This is a genomic window from Lysinibacillus sp. TE18511 (assembly GCF_054062295.1).
Genome location: NZ_JBSSFD010000002.1, coordinates 202,325 through 228,601, shown reverse-complemented (window position 1 = coordinate 228,601; position 26,277 = coordinate 202,325). Strand labels below are relative to the sequence as shown.

24 protein-coding genes and 2 pseudogenes are annotated in these 26,277 nt (G+C 35.9%); 16 read left to right on the top strand and 10 right to left on the bottom strand.

Annotated elements, in window-relative coordinates; all coding sequences use genetic code 11:
* Window positions 1-142 precede the first annotated feature (142 nt).
* Together pdxR and ACVWXS_RS02570 are read left to right on the top strand one after the other, a co-directional pair.
* Window positions 143-1,591, top strand: coding sequence for a MocR-like pyridoxine biosynthesis transcription factor PdxR (pdxR, locus tag ACVWXS_RS02575; protein WP_456955829.1), 1,449 nt, complete (start codon window positions 143-145; stop codon window positions 1,589-1,591).
* Window positions 1,592-1,595: 4 nt separating this feature from the next.
* Complete coding sequence (locus ACVWXS_RS02570; protein WP_456955827.1) at window positions 1,596-2,510, top strand: D-alanine--D-alanine ligase; 915 nt, start codon at window positions 1,596-1,598, stop codon at window positions 2,508-2,510.
* A 239-nt stretch (window positions 2,511-2,749) separates the two neighbouring features.
* Here ACVWXS_RS02570 and ACVWXS_RS02565 read toward each other — a convergent pair whose 3' ends face one another.
* The gene (locus ACVWXS_RS02565) at window positions 2,750-3,589 is read right to left on the bottom strand and encodes a YitT family protein (protein ID WP_368638320.1); all 840 of its coding nucleotides are present in this window, start codon (window positions 3,587-3,589) and stop codon (window positions 2,750-2,752) included.
* A 382-nt stretch (window positions 3,590-3,971) separates the two neighbouring features.
* Between ACVWXS_RS02565 and ACVWXS_RS02560 the strand changes: the two genes are divergently transcribed.
* Together ACVWXS_RS02560 and ACVWXS_RS02555 are read left to right on the top strand one after the other, a co-directional pair.
* A complete protein-coding gene (locus ACVWXS_RS02560; protein ID WP_456955824.1) occupies window positions 3,972-5,096 on the top strand; it encodes a serine hydrolase in 1,125 nt (374 codons plus the stop codon).
* 326 nt (window positions 5,097-5,422) lie between these two features.
* Complete coding sequence (locus ACVWXS_RS02555) at window positions 5,423-5,968, top strand: cupin domain-containing protein (protein WP_456955822.1); 546 nt, start codon at window positions 5,423-5,425, stop codon at window positions 5,966-5,968.
* Window positions 5,969-5,994: 26 nt separating this feature from the next.
* Here ACVWXS_RS02555 and ACVWXS_RS02550 read toward each other — a convergent pair whose 3' ends face one another.
* Genes ACVWXS_RS02550 through ACVWXS_RS02540 form a run of 3 tightly spaced genes read right to left on the bottom strand, consistent with a single transcriptional unit; the run spans window position 5,995 to window position 8,304 of the window.
* Window positions 5,995-7,461 carry a serine hydrolase domain-containing protein gene (locus ACVWXS_RS02550; protein WP_456955820.1) on the bottom strand — a complete coding sequence of 489 codons (1,467 nt, stop codon included), beginning with the start codon at window positions 7,459-7,461 and terminating at the stop codon, window positions 5,995-5,997.
* Window positions 7,462-7,468: 7 nt separating this feature from the next.
* Complete coding sequence (locus tag ACVWXS_RS02545) at window positions 7,469-7,966, bottom strand: hypothetical protein (RefSeq protein ID WP_402990960.1); 498 nt, start codon at window positions 7,964-7,966, stop codon at window positions 7,469-7,471.
* Window positions 7,963-8,304, bottom strand: coding sequence for a PadR family transcriptional regulator (locus tag ACVWXS_RS02540; protein ID WP_402990957.1), 342 nt, complete (start codon window positions 8,302-8,304; stop codon window positions 7,963-7,965). Before ACVWXS_RS02540 ends, ACVWXS_RS02545 begins: the two co-directional genes overlap by 4 nt.
* A gap of 164 nt (window positions 8,305-8,468) precedes the next feature.
* Between ACVWXS_RS02540 and ACVWXS_RS02535 the strand changes: the two genes are divergently transcribed.
* The 3 genes from ACVWXS_RS02535 (at window position 8,469) to ACVWXS_RS02525 (ending at window position 11,157) form a co-directional block, all read left to right on the top strand.
* On the top strand, window positions 8,469-8,993 hold the full coding sequence (locus ACVWXS_RS02535) for a GNAT family N-acetyltransferase (RefSeq protein ID WP_423490136.1): 525 nt from the start codon (window positions 8,469-8,471) through the stop codon (window positions 8,991-8,993).
* Window positions 8,994-9,023: 30 nt separating this feature from the next.
* Entirely contained in the window at window positions 9,024-9,392 is a 369-nt protein-coding gene (locus ACVWXS_RS02530) for a YunG family protein (protein WP_427420403.1), read from the top strand.
* Between the two features lie 364 nt (window positions 9,393-9,756).
* Window positions 9,757-11,157, top strand: a complete 1,401-nt coding sequence (locus ACVWXS_RS02525; protein ID WP_456955817.1) for an amino acid permease — start codon at window positions 9,757-9,759, stop codon at window positions 11,155-11,157.
* A gap of 99 nt (window positions 11,158-11,256) precedes the next feature.
* Here the strand turns inward: ACVWXS_RS02525 and ACVWXS_RS02520 are convergent.
* A pseudogene (locus tag ACVWXS_RS02520) lies at window positions 11,257-11,596 on the bottom strand (RidA family protein).
* A gap of 702 nt (window positions 11,597-12,298) precedes the next feature.
* Between ACVWXS_RS02520 and ACVWXS_RS02515 the strand changes: the two are divergent.
* The 5 genes and pseudogenes from ACVWXS_RS02515 to ACVWXS_RS02495 form a co-directional block, all read left to right on the top strand.
* A complete protein-coding gene (locus tag ACVWXS_RS02515) occupies window positions 12,299-13,339 on the top strand; it encodes an AI-2E family transporter (RefSeq protein WP_456955815.1) in 1,041 nt (346 codons plus the stop codon).
* 347 nt (window positions 13,340-13,686) lie between these two features.
* The gene (locus ACVWXS_RS02510) at window positions 13,687-13,950 is read left to right on the top strand and encodes a CD3324 family protein (RefSeq protein ID WP_456955813.1); all 264 of its coding nucleotides are present in this window, start codon (window positions 13,687-13,689) and stop codon (window positions 13,948-13,950) included.
* Between the two features lie 128 nt (window positions 13,951-14,078).
* The gene (locus ACVWXS_RS02505) at window positions 14,079-14,618 is read left to right on the top strand and encodes a GNAT family N-acetyltransferase (RefSeq protein ID WP_456955811.1); all 540 of its coding nucleotides are present in this window, start codon (window positions 14,079-14,081) and stop codon (window positions 14,616-14,618) included.
* Between the two features lie 602 nt (window positions 14,619-15,220).
* On the top strand, window positions 15,221-15,670 hold the full coding sequence (locus tag ACVWXS_RS02500) for a GNAT family N-acetyltransferase (RefSeq protein ID WP_456955809.1): 450 nt from the start codon (window positions 15,221-15,223) through the stop codon (window positions 15,668-15,670).
* Between the two features lie 194 nt (window positions 15,671-15,864).
* Window positions 15,865-15,987: pseudogene (locus tag ACVWXS_RS02495) on the top strand (excalibur calcium-binding domain-containing protein); the annotation flags it as partial.
* 66 nt (window positions 15,988-16,053) lie between these two features.
* Here ACVWXS_RS02495 and ACVWXS_RS02490 read toward each other — a convergent pair.
* Together ACVWXS_RS02490 and ACVWXS_RS02485 are read right to left on the bottom strand one after the other, a co-directional pair.
* Window positions 16,054-17,403: an MATE family efflux transporter gene (locus ACVWXS_RS02490; protein ID WP_456955807.1), complete on the bottom strand. Its 1,350-nt coding sequence runs from the start codon at window positions 17,401-17,403 to the stop codon at window positions 16,054-16,056.
* The gene (locus ACVWXS_RS02485; protein ID WP_456955805.1) at window positions 17,390-17,857 is read right to left on the bottom strand and encodes an N-acetyltransferase family protein; all 468 of its coding nucleotides are present in this window, start codon (window positions 17,855-17,857) and stop codon (window positions 17,390-17,392) included. The genes ACVWXS_RS02490 and ACVWXS_RS02485 overlap by 14 nt, the downstream gene beginning before the upstream one ends.
* A gap of 159 nt (window positions 17,858-18,016) precedes the next feature.
* Between ACVWXS_RS02485 and ACVWXS_RS02480 the strand changes: the two genes are divergently transcribed.
* From ACVWXS_RS02480 to ACVWXS_RS02470, 3 genes are all read left to right on the top strand, one after another.
* On the top strand, window positions 18,017-18,847 hold the full coding sequence (locus tag ACVWXS_RS02480; protein WP_423473876.1) for a MerR family transcriptional regulator: 831 nt from the start codon (window positions 18,017-18,019) through the stop codon (window positions 18,845-18,847).
* Window positions 18,848-19,104: 257 nt separating this feature from the next.
* A complete protein-coding gene (locus ACVWXS_RS02475; RefSeq protein WP_456955803.1) occupies window positions 19,105-20,379 on the top strand; it encodes an SMI1/KNR4 family protein in 1,275 nt (424 codons plus the stop codon).
* Window positions 20,380-20,392: 13 nt separating this feature from the next.
* Entirely contained in the window at window positions 20,393-21,568 is a 1,176-nt protein-coding gene (locus tag ACVWXS_RS02470; protein WP_456955801.1) for a DUF4272 domain-containing protein, read from the top strand.
* A gap of 221 nt (window positions 21,569-21,789) precedes the next feature.
* On the opposite strand, the gene ACVWXS_RS02465 is transcribed toward ACVWXS_RS02470, so the two are convergent.
* From ACVWXS_RS02465 to ACVWXS_RS02455, 3 genes are all read right to left on the bottom strand, one after another.
* Entirely contained in the window at window positions 21,790-23,214 is a 1,425-nt protein-coding gene (locus ACVWXS_RS02465) for an erythromycin esterase family protein (protein WP_456955799.1), read from the bottom strand.
* Window positions 23,215-23,702: 488 nt separating this feature from the next.
* On the bottom strand, window positions 23,703-24,056 hold the full coding sequence (locus ACVWXS_RS02460) for a hypothetical protein (protein ID WP_068985038.1): 354 nt from the start codon (window positions 24,054-24,056) through the stop codon (window positions 23,703-23,705).
* Between the two features lie 23 nt (window positions 24,057-24,079).
* Window positions 24,080-24,775, bottom strand: a complete 696-nt coding sequence (locus ACVWXS_RS02455) for a DUF2225 domain-containing protein (protein ID WP_456955797.1) — start codon at window positions 24,773-24,775, stop codon at window positions 24,080-24,082.
* Between the two features lie 609 nt (window positions 24,776-25,384).
* On the opposite strand from ACVWXS_RS02455, the gene ACVWXS_RS02450 reads away from it, so the two are divergent.
* Window positions 25,385-26,161, top strand: a complete 777-nt coding sequence (locus ACVWXS_RS02450) for a Cof-type HAD-IIB family hydrolase (RefSeq protein ID WP_456955795.1) — start codon at window positions 25,385-25,387, stop codon at window positions 26,159-26,161.
* Window positions 26,162-26,277 lie beyond the last annotated feature (116 nt).

Genomic DNA, 26,277 nt, shown 5'->3' with positions numbered 1-26,277 from the left:
TGGGAGTTTTTCTTTTATTATAAACACAACGCTTGCAATAATGTGGTTTCTTTGAGCAACCACTACGAAAGAAAAATACATATGGTGTGGACCTTTTAGGTTAAATGTAGTTATGCAAAAATGAAGCAAGGGGGTCAAGGGAGTGTTTAATGATTTTAAGCTTGTAGATGATCGTCCGGTATATGTGCAATTAAAGGATTATTTAAAGGAAATGATTATGAAGGGACATCTGCTGGAGCATCAGAAGCTTCCTTCTACCCGTGAACTAAGTAAATTATTATCAGTCAGTAGAAATACGGTACTGAATGCATATGCAGATTTAGAGCAAGAGGGCATCATCTATGCGGTGAAGGGAAAAGGCAATTTTGTAGGAAAGGTCACAACATTGAAAACACCATCCATTGAATTGAACTGGAAGGAAAGACTTAATAAGGCTACCTTGTTAGCCGATGAATTAGATTTAATAAGGCAAGATATTCATTGGAAAAAAGGGATGATTTCATTCAATAGTGTTGCTCCGGAAGAAAAGCTATTTGACGTTGAAAATTTTAAGAGGGCTTTTTTGACGCGGATGTCCATGGAAGGGGATATCGTTTTGAATTATGGCTATGCGAAGGGCTATAAACCTCTAATCGAGTACCTGCTGCACTATATGGAAATAAAGGGCGTCGATATTTCCAATAAAGACATTTTGATTACGAATGGTTTTACGGAGGGACTGGATATTTTAATATCCTCCTTAGCTAAAAAATCCGGCCGAGTGCTTTGTGAAAACCCTACACACCATGCTGCATTAAAGCTTTTTCGCTTACATGGACTTGAAATACACGGAATTGACATGCAGGATGATGGCATCGATATTGATCAAGTAGAGAAAAGCTTATTAGAAAAGGATTTTGATTTTGCATATTTAATTCCGTCCTATCATAATCCGACAGGGATCGTTACCTCCTCTGAAAAAAGGAATGCAATCATTCAACTTTTTTCGAAACACCAAATCCCTATTGTAGAGGACGGCTTTAATGAGGAATTACGTTATTCAGGCTCCCATTTAGCGCCGCTTATGACTTTCATTGGAGCGGGTAACAGTATTGTCTATATTAGTAGCTTTTCAAAAATTTTATTCCCAGGCTTACGTGTTGGTTGGATTTTAGCAGATAAGCAACTCATCCACTGTTTAGAAAGTATGAAAAGAGCGCGGACTATTCATACATCAACACTGGATCAAGCTGTCCTTTACCAATATTTTCTGGACGGCTATTTTGAAAAATACTTAAAAAAGGCCAGATCGGTCTATAAGAAAAAATATGAACTAGCCCGTCAAGCTTGCAAGCAATACATTCCTTTTAAAAGAATGACTGGAGATGGTGGACTTCATCTCTTTATTGAGTTAGAGGAAGGAATAAACGCTCGGATCTTATTAGAAAAGTGCTATAAAAAGGGAGTTGTTTTTTATCCTGGAGATGTTTTTTACACGAATGGTGGGGGAAGTAACACATTTCGATTAGGATTTTCTCGGTTACAGGACGAGGATATTGTCCGTGGTATTCAAATCATTGGTGATACTTTAAAAAATGACATGGGGAGTTGAAAAAATGAGAGTTGGCGTTGTTATGGGAGGGGTATCCTCAGAAAAACAAGTCTCAATTATGACAGGGCAAGAAATGATTGCTCATTTAGATCAGAGTAAATATGAAGTTGTAGCAATTGAACTACATGACAAAAAAGAGCTTATAGAAAAGGTAAAAAACCTGGATATAGCCTTGTTAGCGCTTCACGGTGAATTTGGAGAAGATGGAACGATTCAAGGTGCCCTAGAAACGTTGGGTGTTCCATATACAGGAAGTGGGATACTATCAAGCAGTATTTGTATGGATAAAAATATATCAAAAAAAATTCTTCGTTATGAGGGCGTTGAAACACCGGACTGGCTTCATTTTTCAAATAGAGAAGAGCTTCAGTTAGATCAAGTAGAAAAAATGGGCTATCCTCTAGTCGTAAAACCAAATTCGGGTGGCTCTAGCGTAGGCGTACAAATAGTACATGATAGTGAATCTTTACTAGCCTCTGTTGCTGAAGTATTCAAATGGGGCTCTGAAATCATTATTGAAAAGTATATTAAGGGCGATGAAATAACATGTGCCATTATTGATGGCAAGCTTTTACCTATCATCTCAATCAGACATACAGCAGCGTTTTTTGACTATAAGGCGAAGTATGATGATGCAGCAACGATTGAAGAGGTTATTGAGTTACCGCCTGCAACCCATGAACGTGTTGCTAAAGCCGCAAAAGCCTGCTATAACGTATTAAAATGCAGTGTTTATGCTAGAGTTGACTTGATGGTGAAGGATGGAATCCCGTATGTCATGGAGGTCAATACATTGCCAGGGATGACAAAAAACAGCTTACTGCCAAAAAGCGCATCCTTGGCAGGGATTACCTATACGCAACTTCTAGATACAATTATCGAAATTTCCTTACAGGTTAGGGGAAATGGGGAAAATTGATAAAATTTAAGATGATGACATTTGTAGAACGTATACCGTATATAAGTTGATTGGAGTGGAGACTGGACGCCCCCAGGAAAGCGCCCAGTCGGAACGGAAATCAACCACACGTTATGGTTATAATCCAAAATGGGTAAGTATGAGTAGATAATAGTTCCAATGGAAAAAACACCTTTATGTTGATAAGGGATTAAACGCATTTTCAACAAAAGGTGTTTTTCAAATTCAGTTCTTATAAACTAAGCTTTCGATAATTCAATAAATCCTTGTCCAAACACATCTCTTACATCGTGAATGGCGATAAAAGCATCTTTGTCTATTTCTTTAACGATTTTCTTTAGCTTTACAACTTCCTGTTTACTAATGACAATATAAAGAATTTCTTTTTGCTCTTTCGTATAATAGCCATGACCTGATAGGACTGTGACGCCTCGATTCATAAAACCACTCACATGGCTGGCAATCTCTTCGGGCTTTTTCGAAATGATCGTAACTGCCTTTTTAGGGTTCACCCCTTCAATCACAAATTCCATTACCTTCGTTCCGACATATAGCATAATAATAGTGAGCATTAATGCTTCTGCCCCAATAATAAAATAAGATGAAAAAGCAACAATTAAATCAAAGAATAATAAGCCGTAACTTACACTCCAGCCTAGATATTTGTTCGTCATTCTAGCTAAGATTGTTGAACCTGCTGTTGTTCCGCCAACTCTTATAATTAAGCCTATACCTACGCCAGCAAAAACCCCGCCAAAAATAGTATTCACAATAATTTCATTTGAAGAAATAGACCATGATTCTGTCAAATGTAAAAAGAGTGAATGGAAGGATACGGCAATAATCGTATAAATGGTCGTTTGTCTACTTAAGAATCTATAACCAATCACTAATAAAACTGCGTTTAGCAAAAAGCTCACAATACTTGGCGACCATCCAAACAGATAATACGCGATGATGGTTATACCTGTTACGCCACCTTCACCTAAATCATTAGGAATAACAAATAAGTTTACAGCCAGCGCAAAAAGCAGCGACCCAACCATAATCATTAAAATATCCATAATGTATTTCTTCATACACACACCACCATAAAAAATTGATTTTTTCCTAAAGAACATACTATATCAAGTTCTATTCATATTATATACTTTTTGGAATGTTCATTTGTGATAAATATGTAATTGTTAGTATGTCCTTTGTCAGAGAGAAAATTGAATATTATATTTGCGAAGAAGAGATTGCCAATGGTGATGTGGATTGGTGTTGGTGTAAATTGGCGTATTTTTAAAAAATTGCCTATATAGATATGGTAAGCTACACTATTGAGGAGGGCTATGCTCTTAACATCTCGGAGGCATTAAAGTGGGGAGCTACTAAAAGTCCAGATAGCATTGCGTGTGGATAATGCTAACTCCACAGCATTGCAGGAAGGGGCTTATTAATAATGGAGGTATTAATTTGAATATAGTACTTTGGATTATTGTGGGTATATTAGTTTGCGGTGGTTTAGTAATGGGAATTGGAATTTGGATGTTTAAGAAAGAAATAAATGAAGAGAATCCTGAATATATTGTACAATTCATCAAGGAAAATATAGCTAGTGAAAATGTATCCTTAGCGATTCATTACAATAATGAGAAATGGGTAGATGTTAATACGAATAAGCAATTTCCTTTAGCCAGCACGGTTAAAATTATTATAGCCATAGAATATGCACAACAGGCAGCAGACGGACGTATAAATCCTCAGCAACAAGTTAGTTTAAAGGAATTAGAAACATTTTATATTGCAAAAACAGACGGTGGGGCACATGAGGCATGGATCTCTGCGTTAAATCAAAGCAAAAATATTTATAGTGTGCCTTTAAGTGAAGTAGCCAATGGGATGATTGCTTATAGTTCTAATGCAAATACGGAATATTTAATGCATGTGCTGGGGCTTCAAAATATTAATGAGGTTCTAAAGAGTTTAAATGTTTTAGATCATGACCCCTTATATCCAATCACAAGTGCAGTGTATATACCTATTCAATTGATGAATGAAAAAAATCTAACTAACGAAGAAACATTAAAAGCTATGATAAATATGGATATGATTGAATATCGGGATCGAGCGCTGAATATTCATAATAACTGGTTAAAGAATCCTCTTACTGATGAGGAGAAAAAACAGTCATTAAAAATTCTAAATATGGATATACAAAAAGTATGGTCTGATCGTTTGGTAAAAGCAACTACAACGGAATATATTTCTATTTTAGAAAAGCTCAATAGTAAAAAATACTTCAATGAAGATGTACATAAGTATCTTGATCCAGTTATGGAACAGTTAATGCAAAATCCTAAAAATCGCGAATGGCTAATTCATGCAGGTCAAAAGGGCGGATCTACTGCATTTGTTTTGACACTAGCGTTCTATGCAGAAGATAAAGATGGTAATCAGACGGAAATGGCCTTTTTTGCTAATAACTTAAATACGATAGAACAAACAAAATTAACTAAAAACATGAATGGTTTTCAATTGAAATTTTTAAAAGACGAGAAGTTCCGTATGCAACTAAAAAAAGAATTGTCCGAGATATAAAATTCTCATATATCAATGGTCGAAGAAGCATGACTTTTAGATGATGACATATGAAAATGAAGTACATTTCCTCAGTGCTTTGCATACGATACTATTATCTACATTCAGCAAATGTTTGTAACGAAAGTGAAATTCCTACCTCTGAAGGTACTGGGATGAATGCGGATGTGGTCCCTTTTCAGGGTATCCAAACATATACTGAATGAAGATAAAGCCTCCGGCGGATGTCACGGATTTTGAAAGGAATGAATTGTGCAGGCGCAATTCAAAATCCGGACGCAATTACGCCAAGGCGAAATTGATAATGTATGAGAGGATTGAAGTAAATGTACTATCCTTATTACGGAAATACATCGGTGTATAATTATGGTTATCAACCTGTGTACTGGTCTTATCCTAACCACTTAACATACGATAACAGACCGAATTCCTTCTATTATGCCAACAATGGCAACAACAATCCCCAACTAAAGGATTATGGACCAAAGCCCTTTGTCGTTAACATCGAAGAAGCTACTAAGCAGAACAATAATTACCGTACTGCGCTATGGACGGGATCAAATTTACAGGTTACAGTTATGAGTCTTAATGTGGGAGAAGATATTGGCTTAGAAATGCACCCCCATGTTGATCAATTTTTACGTATTGAACAAGGCAATGGAGTCACTCAGATGGGTCCTAGCAAAGACAATTTAAACTTCCGAAGAAATGTAAACGAAAATTTCGCAATAATGGTACCTGCTGGAACATGGCATAACGTAACGAATACAGGGGATATACCCTTAAAACTTTACACGATATATGCTCCTCCAAACCACCCATTTGGCACTGTACATGTTACGAAAGCAGATGCGATGGCTGCAGGTGATTAAGGTTTAATGAAAAAGACAACTCCTACTTAGAGAAGTTGTCTTTTTTGATGTCGTTTAAATGAAATATAAATAGACAATAAGCCATTTAATGCTAAAAGAGTAATCGTTAATATAGTCAAAAATGCAATATCAGGAGAAAACGATCTAATAGTGTTCCAAGGTGATCCTGTACTATAACTTAATAACGGAACGGTGATAACTGCCAAAACTAAAAGTGTCATACCGAAAATACGCCACATACGTCTTTTTTTCGATTTTTTTGATTTAGCCTTTATTAGTAGGCAAATAAACATCGCGAAAAGTAAACATAATAGAGCAATTGTTATGAGTTGAATAGTAGGTTTATATTTAGGTACATCAACCGGTTCTTCTCCGTTTAAAATATTGATAATCCCTTGTTTAAGATATAGAAGTGCCTCTTCTTCTAATATATGGCTTTTATTAGTAAGAATCACACCGCCCCAACCTGTTTCCGGTATAAAAAATACTTCTGAACGTGCATCAGGGTTTGAACCAGAATGCCACATCATCTCTTCTTCTGAGTTTGGATTTGTGATGCGTACACCAAGGCCATAATATCGATTTTTACTAGTTTGAACGAGAGGGGATACATAAAGGTCCATAGCATTTTTGCTTAAAAAATTATTATTGTCAGATTGACTAAGAAGTCTAATGTATTGGACCATATCTGTTGCACTTGCTGTTATATATCCATATGGTGCCCCGCCATTATCATAGGTTACTGAGCTTTTTCTTGGAAGACCAAACCATGACTGATAGCCAGATAAATACCCTTTTTTATAGGCCATGCTTTCATTAGCGGCTGCGTTTTTCATCCCTAATGGTGAAAAAACTTGTTCCTCCATATACTCAGAATAGGTTTGATTGGTAACTTCTTCGATGAGAGCACCAAGAATAGAAAAGTTAGCATTACTGTACTGGTGTTTTTCCCCAGGTGCAGCGGTCAACTTAACATTTGATAAACTTTCTACATTGTCCTTTATAGCACTTAAATCTTTAGATTCTTTATCTGAAATAGATAAGCCAGAATAAGTGCTTATCCCACTTGTTTGTGTGAGTAAATGTTTAATGGTAATTTGGGATGCTGCTTGTTTATCTTTAAGCGTAAACCATGGAATATACTTTTGGACTGAATCATCTAATTGAACCTTGCCTTCATCAATTAATCTCAATATGCCTAAGCCTGTTAATGATTTACTAATAGAGCCAATTGCAAATGGAGTGTCAGTAGTTACTTTTTCAGCAGATTCTCCCGTTACGCCCCACGATTTGGAGTAAAAAAGATCATTATTATGAACAATGGCAATAGATGCCCCAGGAATTCGCTGTTCTTCTAAAAAGTTTTCGACATAATTATCTAGAGTACTCTTGATGTCTTGTTGTGCGGAAATTTGTGAGACTGGTAGAAATAGATTGAACGGAATGAATAATAAACATACTAATAAAACTTTAAATATCGGAAATGTTTTCATTGTCATTTCACCTATTTCTTCCAATAAATTTCACTGCAAGTATAGATATTGAACAGGAAATAGAAATACTCATTAACATCAGTAAGGAATTCCACCAAGCATTATCAGAAATTTGGTAGACAATATGATAATCAAATGTTGCGTTCGTATGTTGCGGGTTAAAGGAATCCGTTAAAAACATCGATAGTATTAGCTGGGAGCCAAGATAGGCAACAATAAAAGTACAAAATCCAATAATTAATGATAATCCGGGTCTACTTTTCCGTATTTGTTGTATTTCCGAATGAAGGTCGATCCCCTTAATCTCTAGAAAATCTTTAATAAATGTCGTAGTATCTCCCAATTCATCTATACTATCTATTCCATAGTCACGACATTCTTGAATATGTTCTACCAGCTGCTGTTTGATATTTCTTCTTTCTGTTGTGCTGATACGATACTGTTTTAATTCCTTTAGGACTTCGTTTAAATATTGCTTTTCTGCTAAACTCAATTCCATAGTCATTCAAAAAGTTCTCCTTTCAAACCACTTTGCAGTAGGGATTTTATATCTTGTTGTAACTCCAACCACTCGTTGATTTTTTTTTGAAGATACACTTCTCCTTTTTCATTGATTTCATAATAAACTCTAACCTTCCCGTTGTCCGTCATTTCACGGTAAGTATCAACCCATTCTTGATCCTTCAGCTTAGTCAAAATGGGATAAATGCTGCCTACTCCTTTCAGTTTTAAGTTGTGTTTTTCTAACTCCTTCATAATTTCATAACCATAACTTTTTTTCTGCGACAATATAGACAACACGCACATTTCTAAATGACCTTTTATTAAACTTGTTCTATCCATAAATTGACTTTAACAAAAGTATATACTTCTTTCAAGTATATGTTTTTGTTACGAATACTTTTGGGAGGACATAGAATTTCAAAGCATATATCATGCAGTAGAAAGGAGTAAAGTGGTATTTTTAGTTCAAGAACGCTAATTTTATTCATTGGAGGATTATATGAATGGAATATAAACTATTAGTAGACGAAATTGAAAATTTAGTGGAATTATTAACTCAAAATAAGTGGATTCATCATATTGACCAAATTTTAAAAGAGGAATCTATTCGAAAAGCGTATGCAGAAGGATACTATCACAACGATCGCGAAACGCATTGGATCATTGATAATGAAGAAAAGGTTGGGATTATCATAATTCATGACATAAATGACACAATCCCATTATTCGATATCCGTTTAGATGCACGTTATAGAGGAAAAGGATACGGGGTAAAGACACTTCTCTGGTTACAAGATTACTTGTTTGGAGAAAGAGGTAAGATTCGTATTGAAGGTTATACGAGAGTTGATAATATTGGTATGAGAAAATGCTTTACGAAAGCAGGTTTTGTGAAAGAAGGTTATTTAAGAAATGCTTGGGAAAATGCAGATGGTACTGTGACAGATAGTATCTTATATGGTGCAATTAAAGATGATTGGATGTTAGGTAGAACAACGCCTATAAAAATGGATGATGTGCCCTATTAAAAATTTTCGATTAGAAAAGGGTGTTGTGGAATGTACACAGAAAAAGATTTGCTAAGAGCTTTAAAAAAATCCTGGTCAAGTCAATCAAGTTCAAAATGGAGTCTAGATAATCCGGCAAGAGGACAATGCGGAGTTACTGCATTAGTTGTAAATGATATTCTTGGAGGCGAAATTTATAAAACATGGCTTGATGAAGGCTGGCATTTCTATAATATGCTCGCAGGGGAAAGAAGAGATTTTACAGAAGAGCAGTTTTCGTACAACCTCGAATATCAAGACCTTTGTTCAAGCAGAGAAGAGGCTTTTCAAGATACCAATGATGCTCAATATAGCTATCTTCAAACACAGGTTTATAGGAGCCTACCCTTAAATTATAGTATCTGTACGTGGAAATATTAATAGTTACATTTTTAATAGTATAAAGGCGATTTTTAATAACTTCTCAATTTTTAAGCATAAGCAAAACTCAAATTTGTAAAGTAGTAGACAATTAAAGCAAGAAACCCCATTATTCATATTTTGAAACCCTCACATATGGAAATTGAATCATCTTCTATCGTCGCACCTCCCTGTGAATTAGTAACCTGAGATTAGTAAATTCTGTATAAAATAATATGTCGGGTAGCTTCGTTTTTAGCAAGATATAAATTGAGTCAATAATCTTATTATTGACTCAATTCTAAAAGATAGATAATATAATAATTATTTTAAAAAATGTATAAATAGTATGTTTACTATCTTTATTGAATATGGAGTGGTTATTATGGCAAATTTTTTACGAACAAAGTCAATCGAGCAAGCCAATAAAATAACTGAAGTTGAACGCTTTAAACTTAAACGTGAACTGGGATCGTTGCAATTATTGCTGTATGTACTAGGAGCCACAATTGGAGCGGGGATTTTTGTACTGCCAGGAACTACAGCTGCTTTACATGCAGGTCCTGGTGTCGTTGTTTCTTTCTTAATTGGGGGTCTTGTAACAATTGCAGTTGGACTTGCTTATGTCGAATTCGCAGCGATGGTACCTGTCGCCGGGAGCGCTTATACTTATTCTTATATTGCATTAGGTGAAATTATTGCTTGGATAATCGGTTGGGACTTACTATTAGAGTTTATCGTTATTTCTAGTACAGTTGCAGTTGGTTGGAGTGGATACGTCAATTCGTTTTTACAATCTGTGGGAATTCACTTGCCAGGAGTTTTAACAAAGGATATTGCTCATGGTGGGATTGTGAATCTACCTGCTGTGGCTGGTTGGCTAATTGTAGCTTGGATTGCACTAAGCGGAATTAAAAATGTGGGCCGATCAAATATGTTATTTACAGCTGCAAAGGTTGGCGCGATTATCTTGTTCCTTGCTATTGGGGCTTTTCACGTTAATCCTATAAACTGGACACCATTTACACCATTTGGCTGGTCAGGTGTAATGGCGGGAGCAGCATTAGTGTTCTTTGCTTTTACTGGATTTGATGGTGTAACAACTGTTCTGGAAGAAGTAAAAAATCCGCAAAAAACAATACCAAAAGCTTTAATTGGTGGTTTAAGTGTATTAACGCTTATTTATGCACTTGTTGCACTAGTATTAACAGGTATTGTACCATCCCCTGAGTTAGATGTTCCAAATCCTACTGTATATGCACTACAATCTGTTGGTATTCAATGGGGAGGTGCTATCATTGCAGTATCAGTTATTTTTGGATTGCTTGCTACGATGATTGCCAATACAACTAGTGCGACACGCGTGCTGTTTGCAATGAGCCGTGATGGACTTCTACCAGAACGTATTGCACAAACAAATAAAAAAACAGGAGTACCTGTATTATCAACTTTAATTGTGGTTGGAACAGGAATTCTCTTATCAGGATTTTTATCGATCGGAGAATTAGCGGAATTTGCTAATATCGGCGGTTTAACTGCTTTTGCTTTAACAACAGTTAGTGTTGTTGTTCTTCGCTATACACGACCAGATCAACCACGTGTATTCAAAGTACCAGCGTTATGGCTTGTAGCAACTGTAGGTGTTGGAGGATGTCTTGTATTAATTTTTAGTCTCCCATTATTTACGATACTACGCTTTTTGCTATGGTTGGCAATAGGTTTAGTTATTTATTTTGCCCATGGATATAAACATGCTAAAATGAACGCTAAAAATGAAAATCTATAAATGTGACATACACCCCTTTGGTTCTAAAGGGGTGTTTTTGTAACTAACTTACATACAGAGCAGGTCGCACATTCTTGTTCATACCAACATATTCTAAGTTTAAACTTCCTTACATGCCCAGGCATCAATCTCAACCTTTAGGGGAGGGGCAGCAAGTGCTACTACGTAAATTAATGTCGTACATGGAAGGTGCCCCAACGCAATAAAAGACTAGCTTCGTTAAATCTTGAATTTCCATATTTGCACTTTCAAGATTCTTTTGGATATTTTCTAATGCTAACTTCATTTGAGCTAATGGCCCTTCAGGTACAGTCCCGTCTTTCTCCATTCCTATTTGTCCAGATAATGTTAACCATCTCTGTGGTCCTGTCACCTCAATCTGATGTACATAAGGAGCAACTGGTAGATGAATGTCCTCCGGGTTTCTGGCAACTTTCATATAATCAATCCTTTCTGTTTATGGCTCATCACCAAAAGTTGTGGATGACATTTGTTAAAACATATACTATGTAAATAAGTTGATTGGAGTGGAGGCTGGGTGACTCCTTGGGGATCAGCGAAAGAGGAACGAAGACTAAGAGCATCACGTCCTGTGATAACGCCTTCGTGACCTACATCGTGTAGGCCCGAGACCCTGGAGCGAGCAACGCGAGTGAAGCGGCTCATCGGACGCCCCCAGGAAAGCGCCCAGTCGGAACGGAAATCAACCACACGTTTTGGTGATGAACCCTGTTTATGGTGAAAATGGTAATAATAATATCATACTAAAACTAATTCTAATTTTACTACCATCATAAAAGAACTTACATTGGATATGATGGTTCAAAAGGTTATAATAGAATAATAGAATCAAGGCTTATAACGCTGATACAGCTTTCAATAAAGTACAAAAGTAGTGTCATTAATTTTTATTATGATAAGGCATACAATTCTTTTCGCTCCTTGGATTAATTATTTTCTAATAAGACTTAAAAAGCGCATGCATTTAAGTGGTGATGGAAATAATATTCCAATGAAGGAGGGAATTTACATAAGGATGATACGTAATGTTTTACACCAATTTTTTACTTGCTTATGTTCATTTGATAGCGACACCCAGGCAGTAAAGACAGCGAAGCCGTATTGTAGAAGGAGTGAATACATGAGTAATTTCTTTCGAAGTAATGGATTTAAACGATTTATAATTCTAGTTGGGATCGCTATTGCACTATATTTGATGCGAAGTATGATTAATCTTGTTCTTCTCACGTTCATTATTACTTACTTGATGAACCAGCTTACCACAAAGACAACAAAAGAGATTAGAAAGTATGTACCGATGAACGAGAAAGCCGTGACAGTTACCCTCTATCTTTTACTTGTTGCAGGGATTGTGGCTGTTATCTATAAGTATTTGCCTGTCGTAACCCAACAAATTACGCAGCTTTTTGACCTTATCGCTAGCTTTAGTCTCGATCCAGATGATAACGAGATTACAAGGTATTTAGCTCCAACTTTTGAGAAAATTGAACTTGGTAAATATTTAGAGCAGGGTGTGGACCTAACTCTTAAAAATATTACGAATATTGGTAAAATCATCTTGCATGTGTTCATTGCCCTAATTTTAAGCTTGTTTATTTTGCTTGAGAAGAAACGTATTACGGAATTTACAGCGAAATTTAAGGATAGCAAAGTAAGTCACCTTTACTATGAATTACAATATTTCTCAAAAATATTCATTCGTTCTTTTGGTAAAGTGATTGAGGCACAATTTATAATTGCAGCCGTCAATTGTGTTTTATCTGTTATTGCCCTATATATTATGGGCTTCCCACATTTGATTGCACTAGGAATTATGCTCTTTATACTAGGATTAGTGCCTGTCGCAGGGGTCATTATGTCTTTGATTCCTCTAAGTATCATTGCATACAGTATCGGTGGTTTCATGTACATTTTTTATATCTTGATTATTGTTATGATTTTACATGCAATAGAGGCATACTTCTTAAATCCAAAGCTTATGTCGGCGAAGACAGATTTACCGATTTTCTATACGTTTATCGTTATTCTCTTCTCAGAGCATTTCTTCGGTGTGTGGGGCTTAATTATCGGTATTCCATTATTTATGTTCTTACTCGATATTCTGGGGGTTACGTCCTCAGAGGGTGAAGAGCAACATGCCACGGCAGTGCCAGGTAAGTAAATTGAATAAAGTTTTTGTTCAAAAAGGAATCAAGTGTGTATGATTCCTTTTTGTCTTTGTTAATTGAAAAAAATATACATGCTAAGATAAACTTGAATAAATTTACAACCTAAGGGGGGATAGAAGTGAGTAAATATGTGAAGCTACTAGATTCGGAAGCAGCCCATGCAAAGCCTAATTTTACTATGGCAATACTTTGCATGGGGTAAATTTTAACTTCTTTCAGCAAAAGTCTCCCACTTCTATAGGTGGTGAGGCATAATTGATTATTTGCCTCGAAGTATTTCTTATAAAATTAGCTTTGCTACCTTATTTTATTTTCAAAATAAAAATGAGGGGTTGGCAATATGGCTTATAAGAAGGCTTCAGTTATCTTACCGAAAGAGCTTTTACTAGAAATCCAAAAATATGTTCAAGGTGAAATGATTTATATTCCTAAAATAGAAAACACTTATTTAGAGTGGGGTGCACGTTCAGGCACAAAGAAATATATTGAAGGTAGAAATAAGTCGATAAAAGAAGCGTTTACGAATGGAACTTCAATTGAACAATTATCTACTGAGTATCATTTAGCAGTAGAAACGATTAAAAAAATTGTATATACAAAGTAACTTATTAATGAGCACTGGCAGCTAATATGTTGGTGCTTTTCGTATGTATAAAACAGTTCCTAATTGAATTAGGCATATTCTTTCTAATCGAAATCCCTTTTAATATAGTTAAAGGGAGGGGTTTTTTAATGATTATAGGGCAAGGTGTATTTTTAAGACCTATTACTGAAAAAGATGTAGATAGTATTTACATGGGTCTTCAAAATGAAGAAATTATGTATATGACGGGTACGCGTAATATTTTTACGAAGGATCAGATTAGAGAGGCTTTAAATCGATTTAGCGAAGATTCCACACGCCATGATTTTGCAATTTGTTTAGTAGAAAATAGCCAAATTATCGGTGATTTAGCCATTATGGAAATAGATTTAGACAATAAAAAGGCCATGTTCCGTATAGCTTTACACAGTATAGAGAATTGCGGCAAGGGATATGGGGCTGAAGCGGCTCAGCTTACTCAAAAATTCACGTTCGAGGAGCTTCAGCTTAATCGCTTAGAATTACAGGTTTACTCTCATAATATCCGTGGAATGAAATCCTACGAGAAGGTGGGCTTCAAAAAGGAAGGCATACTAAGGCAATCCTTATATATGAACGATAAGTATTCTGATGAAATTATTATGAGTATTCTTCGTGATGAATATATGGAATTAAAAAAGAACCATTAAAAGATTTTTACGAAGGTAGTTTTTGCAGGATGGTAGTATTGAAGAAAACAAGAAATTTTAAAATAGGAATCTTAACAAAGCGGCCTTAAATGAGAAAATTCATCTCTCTTTTGAAGGTGCTTTTTTGTTATGTTCAAGTAGATGGAATTACTCCACCAAATTGGCGAGGTACTTATTTAGATCCGTGGTTTGGAGACCTCTTGCTGTCAATATATGAAGAACAACTATGTTATTAATTCTGGCTTTCATATCTATCTTTAGGTAGTTATTGCTTTTGTTTGAAGTTTTAAAGCTCATCACCAAAAGTTGTGGATGACATTTGTTGATACGTATGCCTTGAATATAAGTTGATTTCCGTTCCGACTGGACGCCCCCAGGAAAGCGCCTAGTCGGAACGGAAATCAACCACACACGCTGTGGTGATGAGCTAGTTTTAATCAAAAGGGCTAATATATGGAAAAATATGATATTATGGTGAATATTTGTTAAAGGGGGCGGTCATTATGACAAACAAAACTGTTTTTATAATGAAATACTGGGGGATAACGCATAATTAACAATGATATGAAGCGTTTCCCTGAATTCGGAAGGGGAAAAAATGTATGAGTAAGAATGCTGTGAAAATTGTAGAAGTCAATGCAGAGAATTGGTATGAGTGTTGCCTATTACAAATATCAGAAGAGCAAAGAGATTATATTGAACCAAACGCTATTTCAATAGCACAATCAAAGTTTGAGCCAACATTAAAACCATACGTTATTTATTTTGAAGAGCGAGTAGCAGGTTTCTTAATGTTTAATTCTGTAATAGAAGAGCTTGATGGCTATTGGATATATAGAATTATGATAGATAAGCATTTTCAAGGTAAGGGTATAGGGAAAGTAGCTACTGAGCTAATGATTGCAGAAATAGCTAAATTACCAAATGCGCAAAAAATTATAGTAGGTTATCATCCAGAAAATAAAGGTGCACATTATTTATATTCAAGCTTGGGATTCAAAGATTATGGTGATCGCTTTGGTAAAGAAATGGCTGTCATTAAATATTTATAATAATATAAAAGGGGCCTATTTAAGGTCCTTTTTGTATTTTTTTTCAGTAAGTCTGTTACTTTAGTATTGTTTATATATTCTATATTCTGTAATATTATCCATTAGGAGGTGTTATAGTGAAAAAACTACTTATAACTTTATTAACAGCAACTTTAGTATTCTCAGTCACATCATTTAATGCTGATGTACAAGCGAAAGAGACATTTAAAAACTGTAAAGAATTAAACAAAAAATACCCTAAAGGTGTGAAAAAAGATCATCCTGCCTATCAAGATAAGCTTGACAGAGATAAAGATGGTTGGGCTTGTGAAAAATAGAAATTAAACAATTTAAACCCCTTTCGAAACAATAATCGAAAGGGGTTTTCTTCTTCGGTTATAGTTCTAACTTAAGCTGCTTACCTCTGAAAAAATCGTATGTGATTTTCTCTTCATAAAGATAAAAATAAGCAATGCAGTAATGCCTTCTGCGACAGGGAAGGTCCACCAAATAGCTTGTGGGCCAAGCAATTTAGGTAACAGTACGAGCGCAGGGATAAATAATATAATACTGCGTAATAACATAATAGTTGTTGCAAGTCGGATTTTTTCAATCGATTGGAAGAATTCTGCAAACACCATATTCATACCAAGGAATACATAGCCAATTGCAAAGTATGCAAAGCCCTGTGCCGCCATGTTGCGAATTTCCAGCGTGCTATCACCAAATAGTGCTATTAGCTGTGTAGGAAATAACATAGCGATGATGGCAGTAGTTAAACCTAAAATAAGGGCAGTGGCAATACCGATTTTCAACAGCGCTGTTAACCTCTCTGTTAATCTTGCACCGTGGTGATAACTAACTAGAGGTTGTAGAGCCATACCAATACCAAGGAATACCATTAACAGTACCGTATGAATATAGTTAATCATGGCGTATGCAGTAACTCCATTTGATCCTAAATAATGTAAAAATGTAACATTATATAAAATGACCATTACAGCGACAGAAGCTTCAACGATAAAGCTTGGTAGCCCAATAGCAAATATTTTCTTTAAATCAGATAGGCTGAAAAAATTACGCACAAATTTTAATTCGGATTGCTTTCTGAAGAAATGAAGGCATAGCACGGACATACCGATAATTGTGGAAAGAGATGTGGCTAGGGCACAACCTGTTACGCCATAATTGAGCACGAAAATAAAGATATAGTTTAATATTATGTTTAAAACAGATGTAGTAATTAAGCCCATCATGGCGAGCTTTGGATTACCATCATTTCGAATAAAAATACTTAGTAAATTTTCAATCGTATAAAACACACCGAAAATCAAAATAACATGTAGATATTCTTGGACATAGGGATAGGTAGCATCACTTGCCCCGAATATATACGAGATTTCCTTTAAATTTAATAAAAGTATTAAAACCAGTGTCATAACGACAACGATCATGGTTGTAAATGCTAATGTGAAGAGCTGATGCGCCCGTTTTTTATTGCCCTCACCAAGAGAAATTGAAAATAGTGTAGCCCCACCCATACCGATCCAAAGGGAAATGGATAGCAAAATAGAGAAAATTGGTACGGCGATATTTACTCCAGCTAGAGCGGTTGTTCCAACTCCGTGACTTACGAAAATACCATCTACTAAAATATTCACCGACATCAGCAACATGCCAATCATCGCTGGGAATAAGTATGATAAAAATAACGGCTTCAGCGGTCTTGTTTCAATAGGATTAATGGTTGTCATGAGCATGTACCTCCAATAGCATTACCTTTTCACCGTTTTCATCTAGTTCACCATTAAAAACGAATCCAAATTTTTCATATAGCTGAATGGCTACTATATTGTAATCATAAACGCTTAAATATATTTTTTGGCAGCTGAAGTTAGCTACTAAATATTTAATAAGTTGCTGTAAAAAGTATTTTCCCAATCCTTGATGCTGATAGCGTTCATCAATGAAGTAGCGATCTAACCAAACACGCTGCGTATTGTTCTTATATGGGAACGCACCATACATAGCGAAGCCAACTGCAATGTCCTCTCTATATAATCCGACTGGAATATAACGTGTATCAGTTTCTGCCTCCGCCAAACATTGCAAGGTACTCTCAATAAAATCCTGCTGATTATCTGCAATGCGTAATGATAAAATTTCCTTTTTGTTTAAAGCTGTAATGTCACGAATTTCCGTGAACATAATGTCAAAACCTTTCTGTTATTAATTTCTTTCAGCAGATGTCTAGAAATCCGCTGAAATAGACGATTCTGGACGCAATTTTGCCGTGGCATAATTGGTTGTGAATAGCTACAATTTAATGTATATAGTAACTATATAGTCAAGGAGGGAAACTTTAAAATGTTTAATAAAAATGTAAAATATTTTACAACTGGTGAATTCGCTAAAATTTGTAAGGTGAATAAACAAACACTCATTTACTACGATCAAATTGGTTTATTATCACCAATCATGAAGGATAGTAAGGACTATCGTTATTATTCCATTGCGCAATATGAATTTTTTAGTGTGATAGAGCTATTGAAGGCGGTAGGTATGTCTTTAAAGGATATTCAAACATATATGGCAGAAAAATCACCTGAAAATTTCTTAGACTTGATGCGACAGCAAAAGGACATTGTAGCGAAAAAACGTCGAGAGCTTGAGATGATTGAAAACATTATCGATGTAAAAATCGATTTAACAGAGGAAGCCTTACACCTTGATTTTGATAGCATTACGATTGAGCACCTACCAGAGGCCACATTATATTTAAGTAAAAATATCGAGGATTCGATGGAAGAACAGTTTACGAAGGCTGTTTCAGATTTTATAGATGAGTTAGATCGTTCTCAATTAGACACAGGTTATCCTATTGGGGGTATGACAAGAAGAGAGCAAGTATTAGCCGGAAACTATGATAATTATAGTTACTTATATATAGAGCAGCCACAGCCGAGAGAGGGCCATCCATATTTTAAAGCGATTGAAGGAGATTTTATCGTTGGTTATCACGTAGGACTGGCCACTACACTTGGTGAAACATACGAGCGATTATTTAAAGTAATGCGAGAAAAAGGTTACGAATTAGGGCAGTACGTATATGAGGAATATATTTATGACGCCGTTATTAAAAATCGTGAGGAGGAATATGTAACGAAAATTATGGTGGAAATTAAAAAAGGTTGTTGATAAGGTTTTTGCTTATCAACAACTCACTATTAGAAAGAGTCACTCTAAACAATTAGAAAAGAACTAGTAAAGGTAAGCAATTTAGCATGTATATTGAGCTTTAATGGAAGTAAAATCCTAGTGTTTAAAGCAAATTGAAGTCTAATCCTAATAAGTGAATGATTTCCTGACGATATAGTAGAGAGTCTATAAATATTAGTAATACTTGGTGCAAGCTTAAATAAGAGTATCTTTCTTAACGTAGGGGAGGAAATAAGATGTGGATTGAACGTTGGCAGCATTTATTAAAACGGCTTGAACAGCAAGGGGCCAGGGTGTATCCACTTGAGATAAAGCCTGTAGTTACAGAGCATGAGCTACTAATGGTAGAGGAACGGCTTGGTGTTCGAATCCCTTCTGAGTTCCGTAATCTATTACTACATTTTTCTCAACAAGTGGGGATGTATTGGTATTTGCCAGACGAGGCTTTGCTTCCTATTGAATTAGATGATACGCCTTCTGGTGACTTTGGTTGGAGCTTGGAAGGGCTAGATTTCCCTTATTTTGGGGGAGATGATGAAGGTTCAGATGAACAACTATACTTACAGTTTCATACGGCTGGCAATGGCGATGCGCTCCTTATTAGGATTAATGATGGTTCTGTTTGGTATTGGAGTCACGAGGAAGATGAGTTTGATCTGCTGGCAGGGGGCTTTCATGATTATGTAGAGCGAGTTACGGCATTAGGTTGTATAGGTGCAGATTGCGGACAGCATCGACAGTTTTGTAGTGAGGATGGATTGGATTTGAGCCTAACTAGCTCTCAAATATGGCTGAATTGGCTTGAACAATATTTAACACTAACTTTAAAGCAAGCGATGTCTAATTTGGAGTTATTATTCATCTATGTATCTATGCATGGGGTGAAAGATACTAATGTTCAGGAAGTCTTCTCGCAGTTTGATTCATCGGAAGTGTACCATGTACTTCGGAATAAAATTGAACAAACACTGCCACCAGCTGATAAAAAAGTATGGAGTGAAGTACTAGTAAATGTCTGTGCGGTGGAGGCAAGAGACTGGGTAAGAACGCTTTGGGGTGACCAAAATGATATGCCTAGCTCGATTCGTGATTATTTAACCGCCTATTGTCTACCAGCCGAAGAAGGTTTATCACTTGTTCTTCAAAATATCGGGAAACAGACAGTTGATGCCTATACAGCTTTACATCGACTACGCCATTTCCATAATCCGAATATTATAACGTGGATGAAGCATTATGTTGCATTTCCTATAGATGGGTGGGACACACTTTTTTCGGAATCACAGCCAAGTGCAGAGACACTATTTGAATGGCTGAATGGCAGTGAAGTAGAGCGACTTACGGCTATTCGCGCAGTATGTCAAATGATGCGGCAAGGAATGAAGCCAACGACTCTTGTAGACAAGGAGCAATGGCGACAATTGCTTAGCTTTTGGAAAGAAAATGAAATACTAAGAAAAAATAAACAGCTATTTAGCCAAGCTCTCGAAGGTTTGGATAATTCATTGTAAAGGAGAGAGAAGATTGAACCATTTCACGATATTTGCTTCTAAGAACGACATAGAGGATGTCGAGTTAAAAATTTCAGACGCCTTTGCAAAGGGCTTTGCTATTGTTAAAAGTGAAAATGAGTATTCGATAAAATCCAAAGCATTGTTTAAAAAACATAAATTTACCATTAGGGTTATGTCTGAAGATACGAATCCAGATTACTTCACTAAAAACATTCCTGGAATGATGGGCTATTACGATAATATTCCTTTTGAAGATGACAATTTAAAAGAATTAGTGTTGACTCAAATATCCGTGTTAAATACAGTGATAGCTATTGAATCAGAAAAAGAGATAACTGAAGAACAGTTGCTGTTATTTTCGAGGTTGTTATCAACTATAGGTGGCATTGGCTTTTTACCGAATGGCACGTTATTAGATGATGAGGGGGTAGTAATTGTTTATCCTGACGGGCAATCAGGACCATTTGACTTTAGACCCCACGCTTGTACAAGAAAGATAATGGGACAAGCGGTGTCATCAGAAGAAGGCGAGCAAAGAAAAAATAAAACGATAGCGTTTCTAAAAGAAAACGCGATCCCATATGCAGCGTCTCTTCCTCAGCTTCCACCAATAGAGGCTTGTCAGTTTAAAACCCAAGAAGACATTGCTAGAAGAGCTGTAGCCTTGTTAATTGTCATTCAATTTGCTTGTGATGTGGCGCAAGGTGGAAACGTGGAAGAATCGCGAGACTTTTTCATCAATATGTTACGTAAATATGAAGTGGAAGACGATCTAACTAACAATGAAAGAGACTTTTTACAAGCTTCTGAACCAGATGCGCAAGAAGCCATTAATATTTCATGGCAATATGAGGCTTATTGGACGCTTATTTGGGCACTTGGCTTTGTTGAAAAGCTGGATGTTCCTGATGAAGTATGTGATTGCGAGCATGCCATCCAAGTTGTTTCTAACTACGAGACGTTTGAACAATTTTATCAAGAAACTACAATGCGAAATCAGGAAGAGATTTTGGATGAAGCCGACAAAATTTACAGATACCATTGGGCTTGTGTAGATAGTCGTATACAAGAACAGACAGCTCCTGCTGGTATGAACGAAAGTATTGTCATGGAAAGACGCAGAGGCTTGTTCTGGATGATAGGGCATCGCGATGAAGCTTGGGATACAATTTCGATGGATACTTAAATTTTTAAAAAATAGCAAACTAAAAGAATGAACTAGTTTGCCATTTTTATATTCTTATTTTATCCCGTATTAACGGGCAGTAATTTGTCTGTACCGAAAGCGAAACGTCAGGTACAAGACTGCACTTCCAAATCAATGAAAGCAAAGAAAGGACTGCCCAAAAGCCCGATTGGTAAAGACTAATAATCAGTGGGGATGAAGAAAACCCACTGATTAAAGTTTTACTTTATATAATTTGGTTTACTTACTTTATCAATCAGAAGAATGCCATCATATTGATCGCGTGGAACAAGGCTTTCTTGCATGGATCCCCAGCTATACGATAAGCGTGGCTCAAACATCCATGAGTTTCCTCGTTCATTTTGACGATTGTGTAAGTCGATAAATGTGTATGGTTTATTTGTCGATGAAAGAATATCCTCGATAGATCCTTTTACTGGCGGTAATACGGCCATAGGTCCACCCAGATTGTCTGCTGTTTCGCCACCAGCCATATAAAGGCCAAGTACATAGCTATATTTCTTGTAGATATCTGGTAGACGCTCACCCATTAATTTTATCGGATAAGGAGAACCCATTACTTCGGATTGTGCTTTACGAATATGGTCATTATGCGCCCAGACGATAAACTTTTCAGTTGGATAAACTTCCTCTGCTAACCAAAGTAGGTTTTCCATCATTGCTTGGTCACGCCATTCCATTGTCTTTAAAAAGGAATCATATTTATTTTGTTCAAATTCAATATTTGATTGAATGGATAGTTCTACATATTCGTCTGCTAAACGGATACGGTCAGCTAAAGTACGTTCCATAAGCTTTACAATATGAGGCTCGCTCGGATAAGCCGCTTTTAACTCTTTTTCTTTAAGCGGTATTTGTGATTTTACTTGTTTATATACTTCGATAATGCTTGGTTTTGCCTTTTGATAGCCCTTTAAATCCTTACCGAAGCTCCATTCTGCAAGTTGCTTCTCTGCTTCACTGAACTGTTTCGCAAGCTGACTATTTTGTAGCCAGTCACCGTTCGTAAATGGATTTTGCTGTTGAATATCGAAGCCTGCTAATTTTAATGGTTGATCTGTATTCTGTGTTTTTTTAGTATATTCAAATAATGGTAGTGTTTCTTTCGACCACCATACGGGGAAAATAGAATCCTTCATCGTTTGTTGCGCTGTTTGTTTATCAATTTGACCTTGGGCATTCATGGCATTCCCCATACCACTTTCAAAGGCAAGAACGTTATAGCCCATTTCTTGGTGTAAAAATTGAATAATACGTGTTTTTGCTAGGTTAAATTCAGCCACACCGTGAGAACTTTCCCCTAAAAAAACAATACGTTTATCGTGTAATAAAGGCTTAAGCATTTCTAAATCTTCAAATTTATCTGATGGGATTTTTTGTTGACCAACTGTTTCAGGCTGAATAGATGTTAAGCTATAGGCATGGTCGTTTGTCCACTTTTTCCAATCTTGTAATGTCTCATTGGATGTGCGGGCTTGCTTTACTTCCGAATTGTTCTCTACAGCTACACGCTCTTCTAATGCCGGAACTGCTGTTGATGCATTTGATACTCCGTTGAACGCTGCAAAGCTTGTTAACGCAATACTTAATGATAATAAAACCTTACGCTTCTTCCCTTTTGACACTTTCTATCAGTCCTTCTCTTTATGTTAAGACTAATTATAAGTAGGTAAGTTTAAAGTAAAGGGGGTATTTGTTTAAATTTTGTTTAAATTTGGCTCATCACCAAAACGTGTGGTTGATTTCCGTTCCGACTGGGCGCTTTCCTGGGGGCGTCCGATGAGCCGCTTCACTCGCGTTGCTCGCTCCAGGGTCTCGGGCCTACACGATGTAGGTCACGAAGGCGTTATCACAGGACGTGATGCTCTTAGTCTTCGTTCCTCTTTCGCTGATCCCCAAGGAGTCACCCAGCCTCCACTCCAATCAACTTATTTACATAGTATATGTTTTAACAAATGTCATCCACAACTTTTGGTGATGAACCTTAAATTTGGGTTGTTACGATAATTTTGGGTTGATTTCCATTCTTAAATCTATTAAGTAAGTGTAATGATAGAGCACTTCTATATGTACAAGATAAGGATGGTAGATCACGCTATGGAGATGCTATTTATTATTTATAGTGATACGTGCTAGCTCTTACATTATTTCGTTGTATTTGGTTGAACCATGCACGATCCTTTTCCTCTTGCTTTAATGTATTAACGATGGTTGATGAGCAGCTAACACAGATTTTTGCTTGAGTAATCTGTCCACATCGTTCACAAGGTGCGCCTAAATTAGGAAAAATTGATTTTTTTAATTTCCCTGATTTTACCCATTTATAAAGTAGCTCGGATGAAACCCCTGTTATTGCAACTACTTCATCATTCGTTAAATAGCGATTATTTTTTCTTAGTAAAAAATGATGTAATTCTGAAAAAATATCTTCTTCTCTCACATCAATTCTTTTTGTAAATAGCTGCATGTCTATTCCGCTCCTCGTTTACTTCAGTTGATGATTTCGCTTACACCTTCATTAACATGAATAGGCTGCACGTCATATTTATAGTTTTCCCAACGATTACGTGCTATTTTTCGATATTTATTGGAAATATTTCGGTCCGCAATTAATCGAGAGAAACCTTTCTTCGCTTCAGTAATATCACCAAGTCGGAGGCTTATTTCAGCATGCAAAAATTGAATTCGTTCTCCGCCCTCTTGATTGGAAGCAAAAGATTTACTGTAAAAGTCTCTGGCCGCAAAGAGGTAGTGCATTTCCGATTGATCATCATTTTTTAAGCGATAGAGCCAAGCTATTTTCAGTGCGAAATTGGCCATAAGAAGTGATTCTTCCATTGATGCTCTTGATACAAGATAAGCTAATTTAAAGCTTATAATGGCATCATCGATCGTACGTTCCTTACATATATCCATAGGTTTTTGGAGTTCTTTAATGTACAGCTCATCAATAAGAAGCATAAAAGGTCCATAAGTTCTTGTCATAGATTTGTGGTAGGCATAGCCACAATGCGGACAAACAGCAACTTCATATAACAGTGGATTTAAACCTTCATAGACTGGCATGAAGTCTGTTTGCTCTTCGACTACTTTATAACGATTGGGACGTACTTTATATGTGGTAAAATGCTTTTTACAAAACTTGCAATCCACACTACTTTCATAGTAGTAAATGTTAAATGCCATAAGAATCAACTCCTTTACATCCAATTAGGTTATTATTTCTTTTGTTCTATGTATACGATGATTATATCGTTCAATATGTTTAATTTACTTTCTTCTATATTAACAATTCTGTGTTCTTTGGTATACTCCTTTGGAATTATAAAAATTAAAAATGATCAAAACTTTTTTAGTCATTTGAAATTTCGAACTGTATCCGCAATAGTATTTATCGGTGTAGTTGAAATAAGTTACATATTTAATTTAGTTTGTCAAATTACGTACAAATGTTTAACTAAATTGTTGCTAATTTTTATGTTTTACAATTGCTTATATAGGTCAAATTAACTATATGTAATGTAAGAAGAAAAATGCCATCTTTTCAATTATTCAGGTAAAATTAGAGGTGTGCCGATTATGGAAATATAGGGATATTTTTGACTAAAAAAGGATTTCTTATGTGAAGAGACAGTGACAATGAAGCAGCTCGAACTTGTCTTGCGTTTTCTAATTAGAATCATCAACAAAAGTAGGGAAGCGTATGGCATGTATATATGTTGATGAGCTACTACTTAATAAAAAGGGTGAGTCGACATATCTGGCAAAATAATATCAAACGATAAGGAGCAAACGATGGATTATAAAATTGTATTTTTTGACGTAGATGGAACACTTGTTAATTATGAAGATGGCTGTATTGAAGAAAGTACAAGGAAGGCTATACAACAATTAATAAACAAAGGAATTCGTATTGTTGCTGCTACAGGAAGACCTTTGTCGATGTGCCAACAGTTAAGAAATATAGGAATAGAGACGTTTATTACGGCTAATGGTGCGTATGTTAAACATCAAGATCAAGTATTACATAAAATACCTATTGCAAAAGAAATTGTCCAAGCAGTTAAGGCTTTTGCTGATGACCATAAACAAAGTCTCTCGTTTTTTACAGAACAATTATCGATGAATAACGTCCAAGAAAAAGAGACATTAACAGCTATGCAAGAGACATTATCTTTGCTGGAGTTTCCTGTTATTAATGAAGATATTTTAACGCAAGAGGTATATTTAATGTGTCTATATGCCGATGAGGAGATGGAGAGAAGATATGCATCACAATTCCCGCATTTATTATTTAAAAGATGGCATCCATACATTACAAATGTTTTGCAGCATGATGTTTCCAAATCGATTGCTGTTCAAGCTGTACTAGATTATTTCAACTTGAGTCCTAAGGAAGCACTTGCTTTTGGGGATGGAGATAATGATATCGACATGCTGGAACAGGTTGGTTTTGGTATTGCAATGGGCAATGGTAGTGAAGCATTAAAAATTGTCGCTGATTTTATAACGAAGAAATCAACTGATGGTGGTATTGAGTTTGCTCTACGTGAGCTACAAATAATAGTTTAAGAAAACTATATTTATAGCATGGACTAGCCACTATACGTTGGGGAAAACTTTATGAACGTTATAATACTCATAATGTTGCCTACTTTGAGTTATTATAAAGCTAACATTGAAAAGAA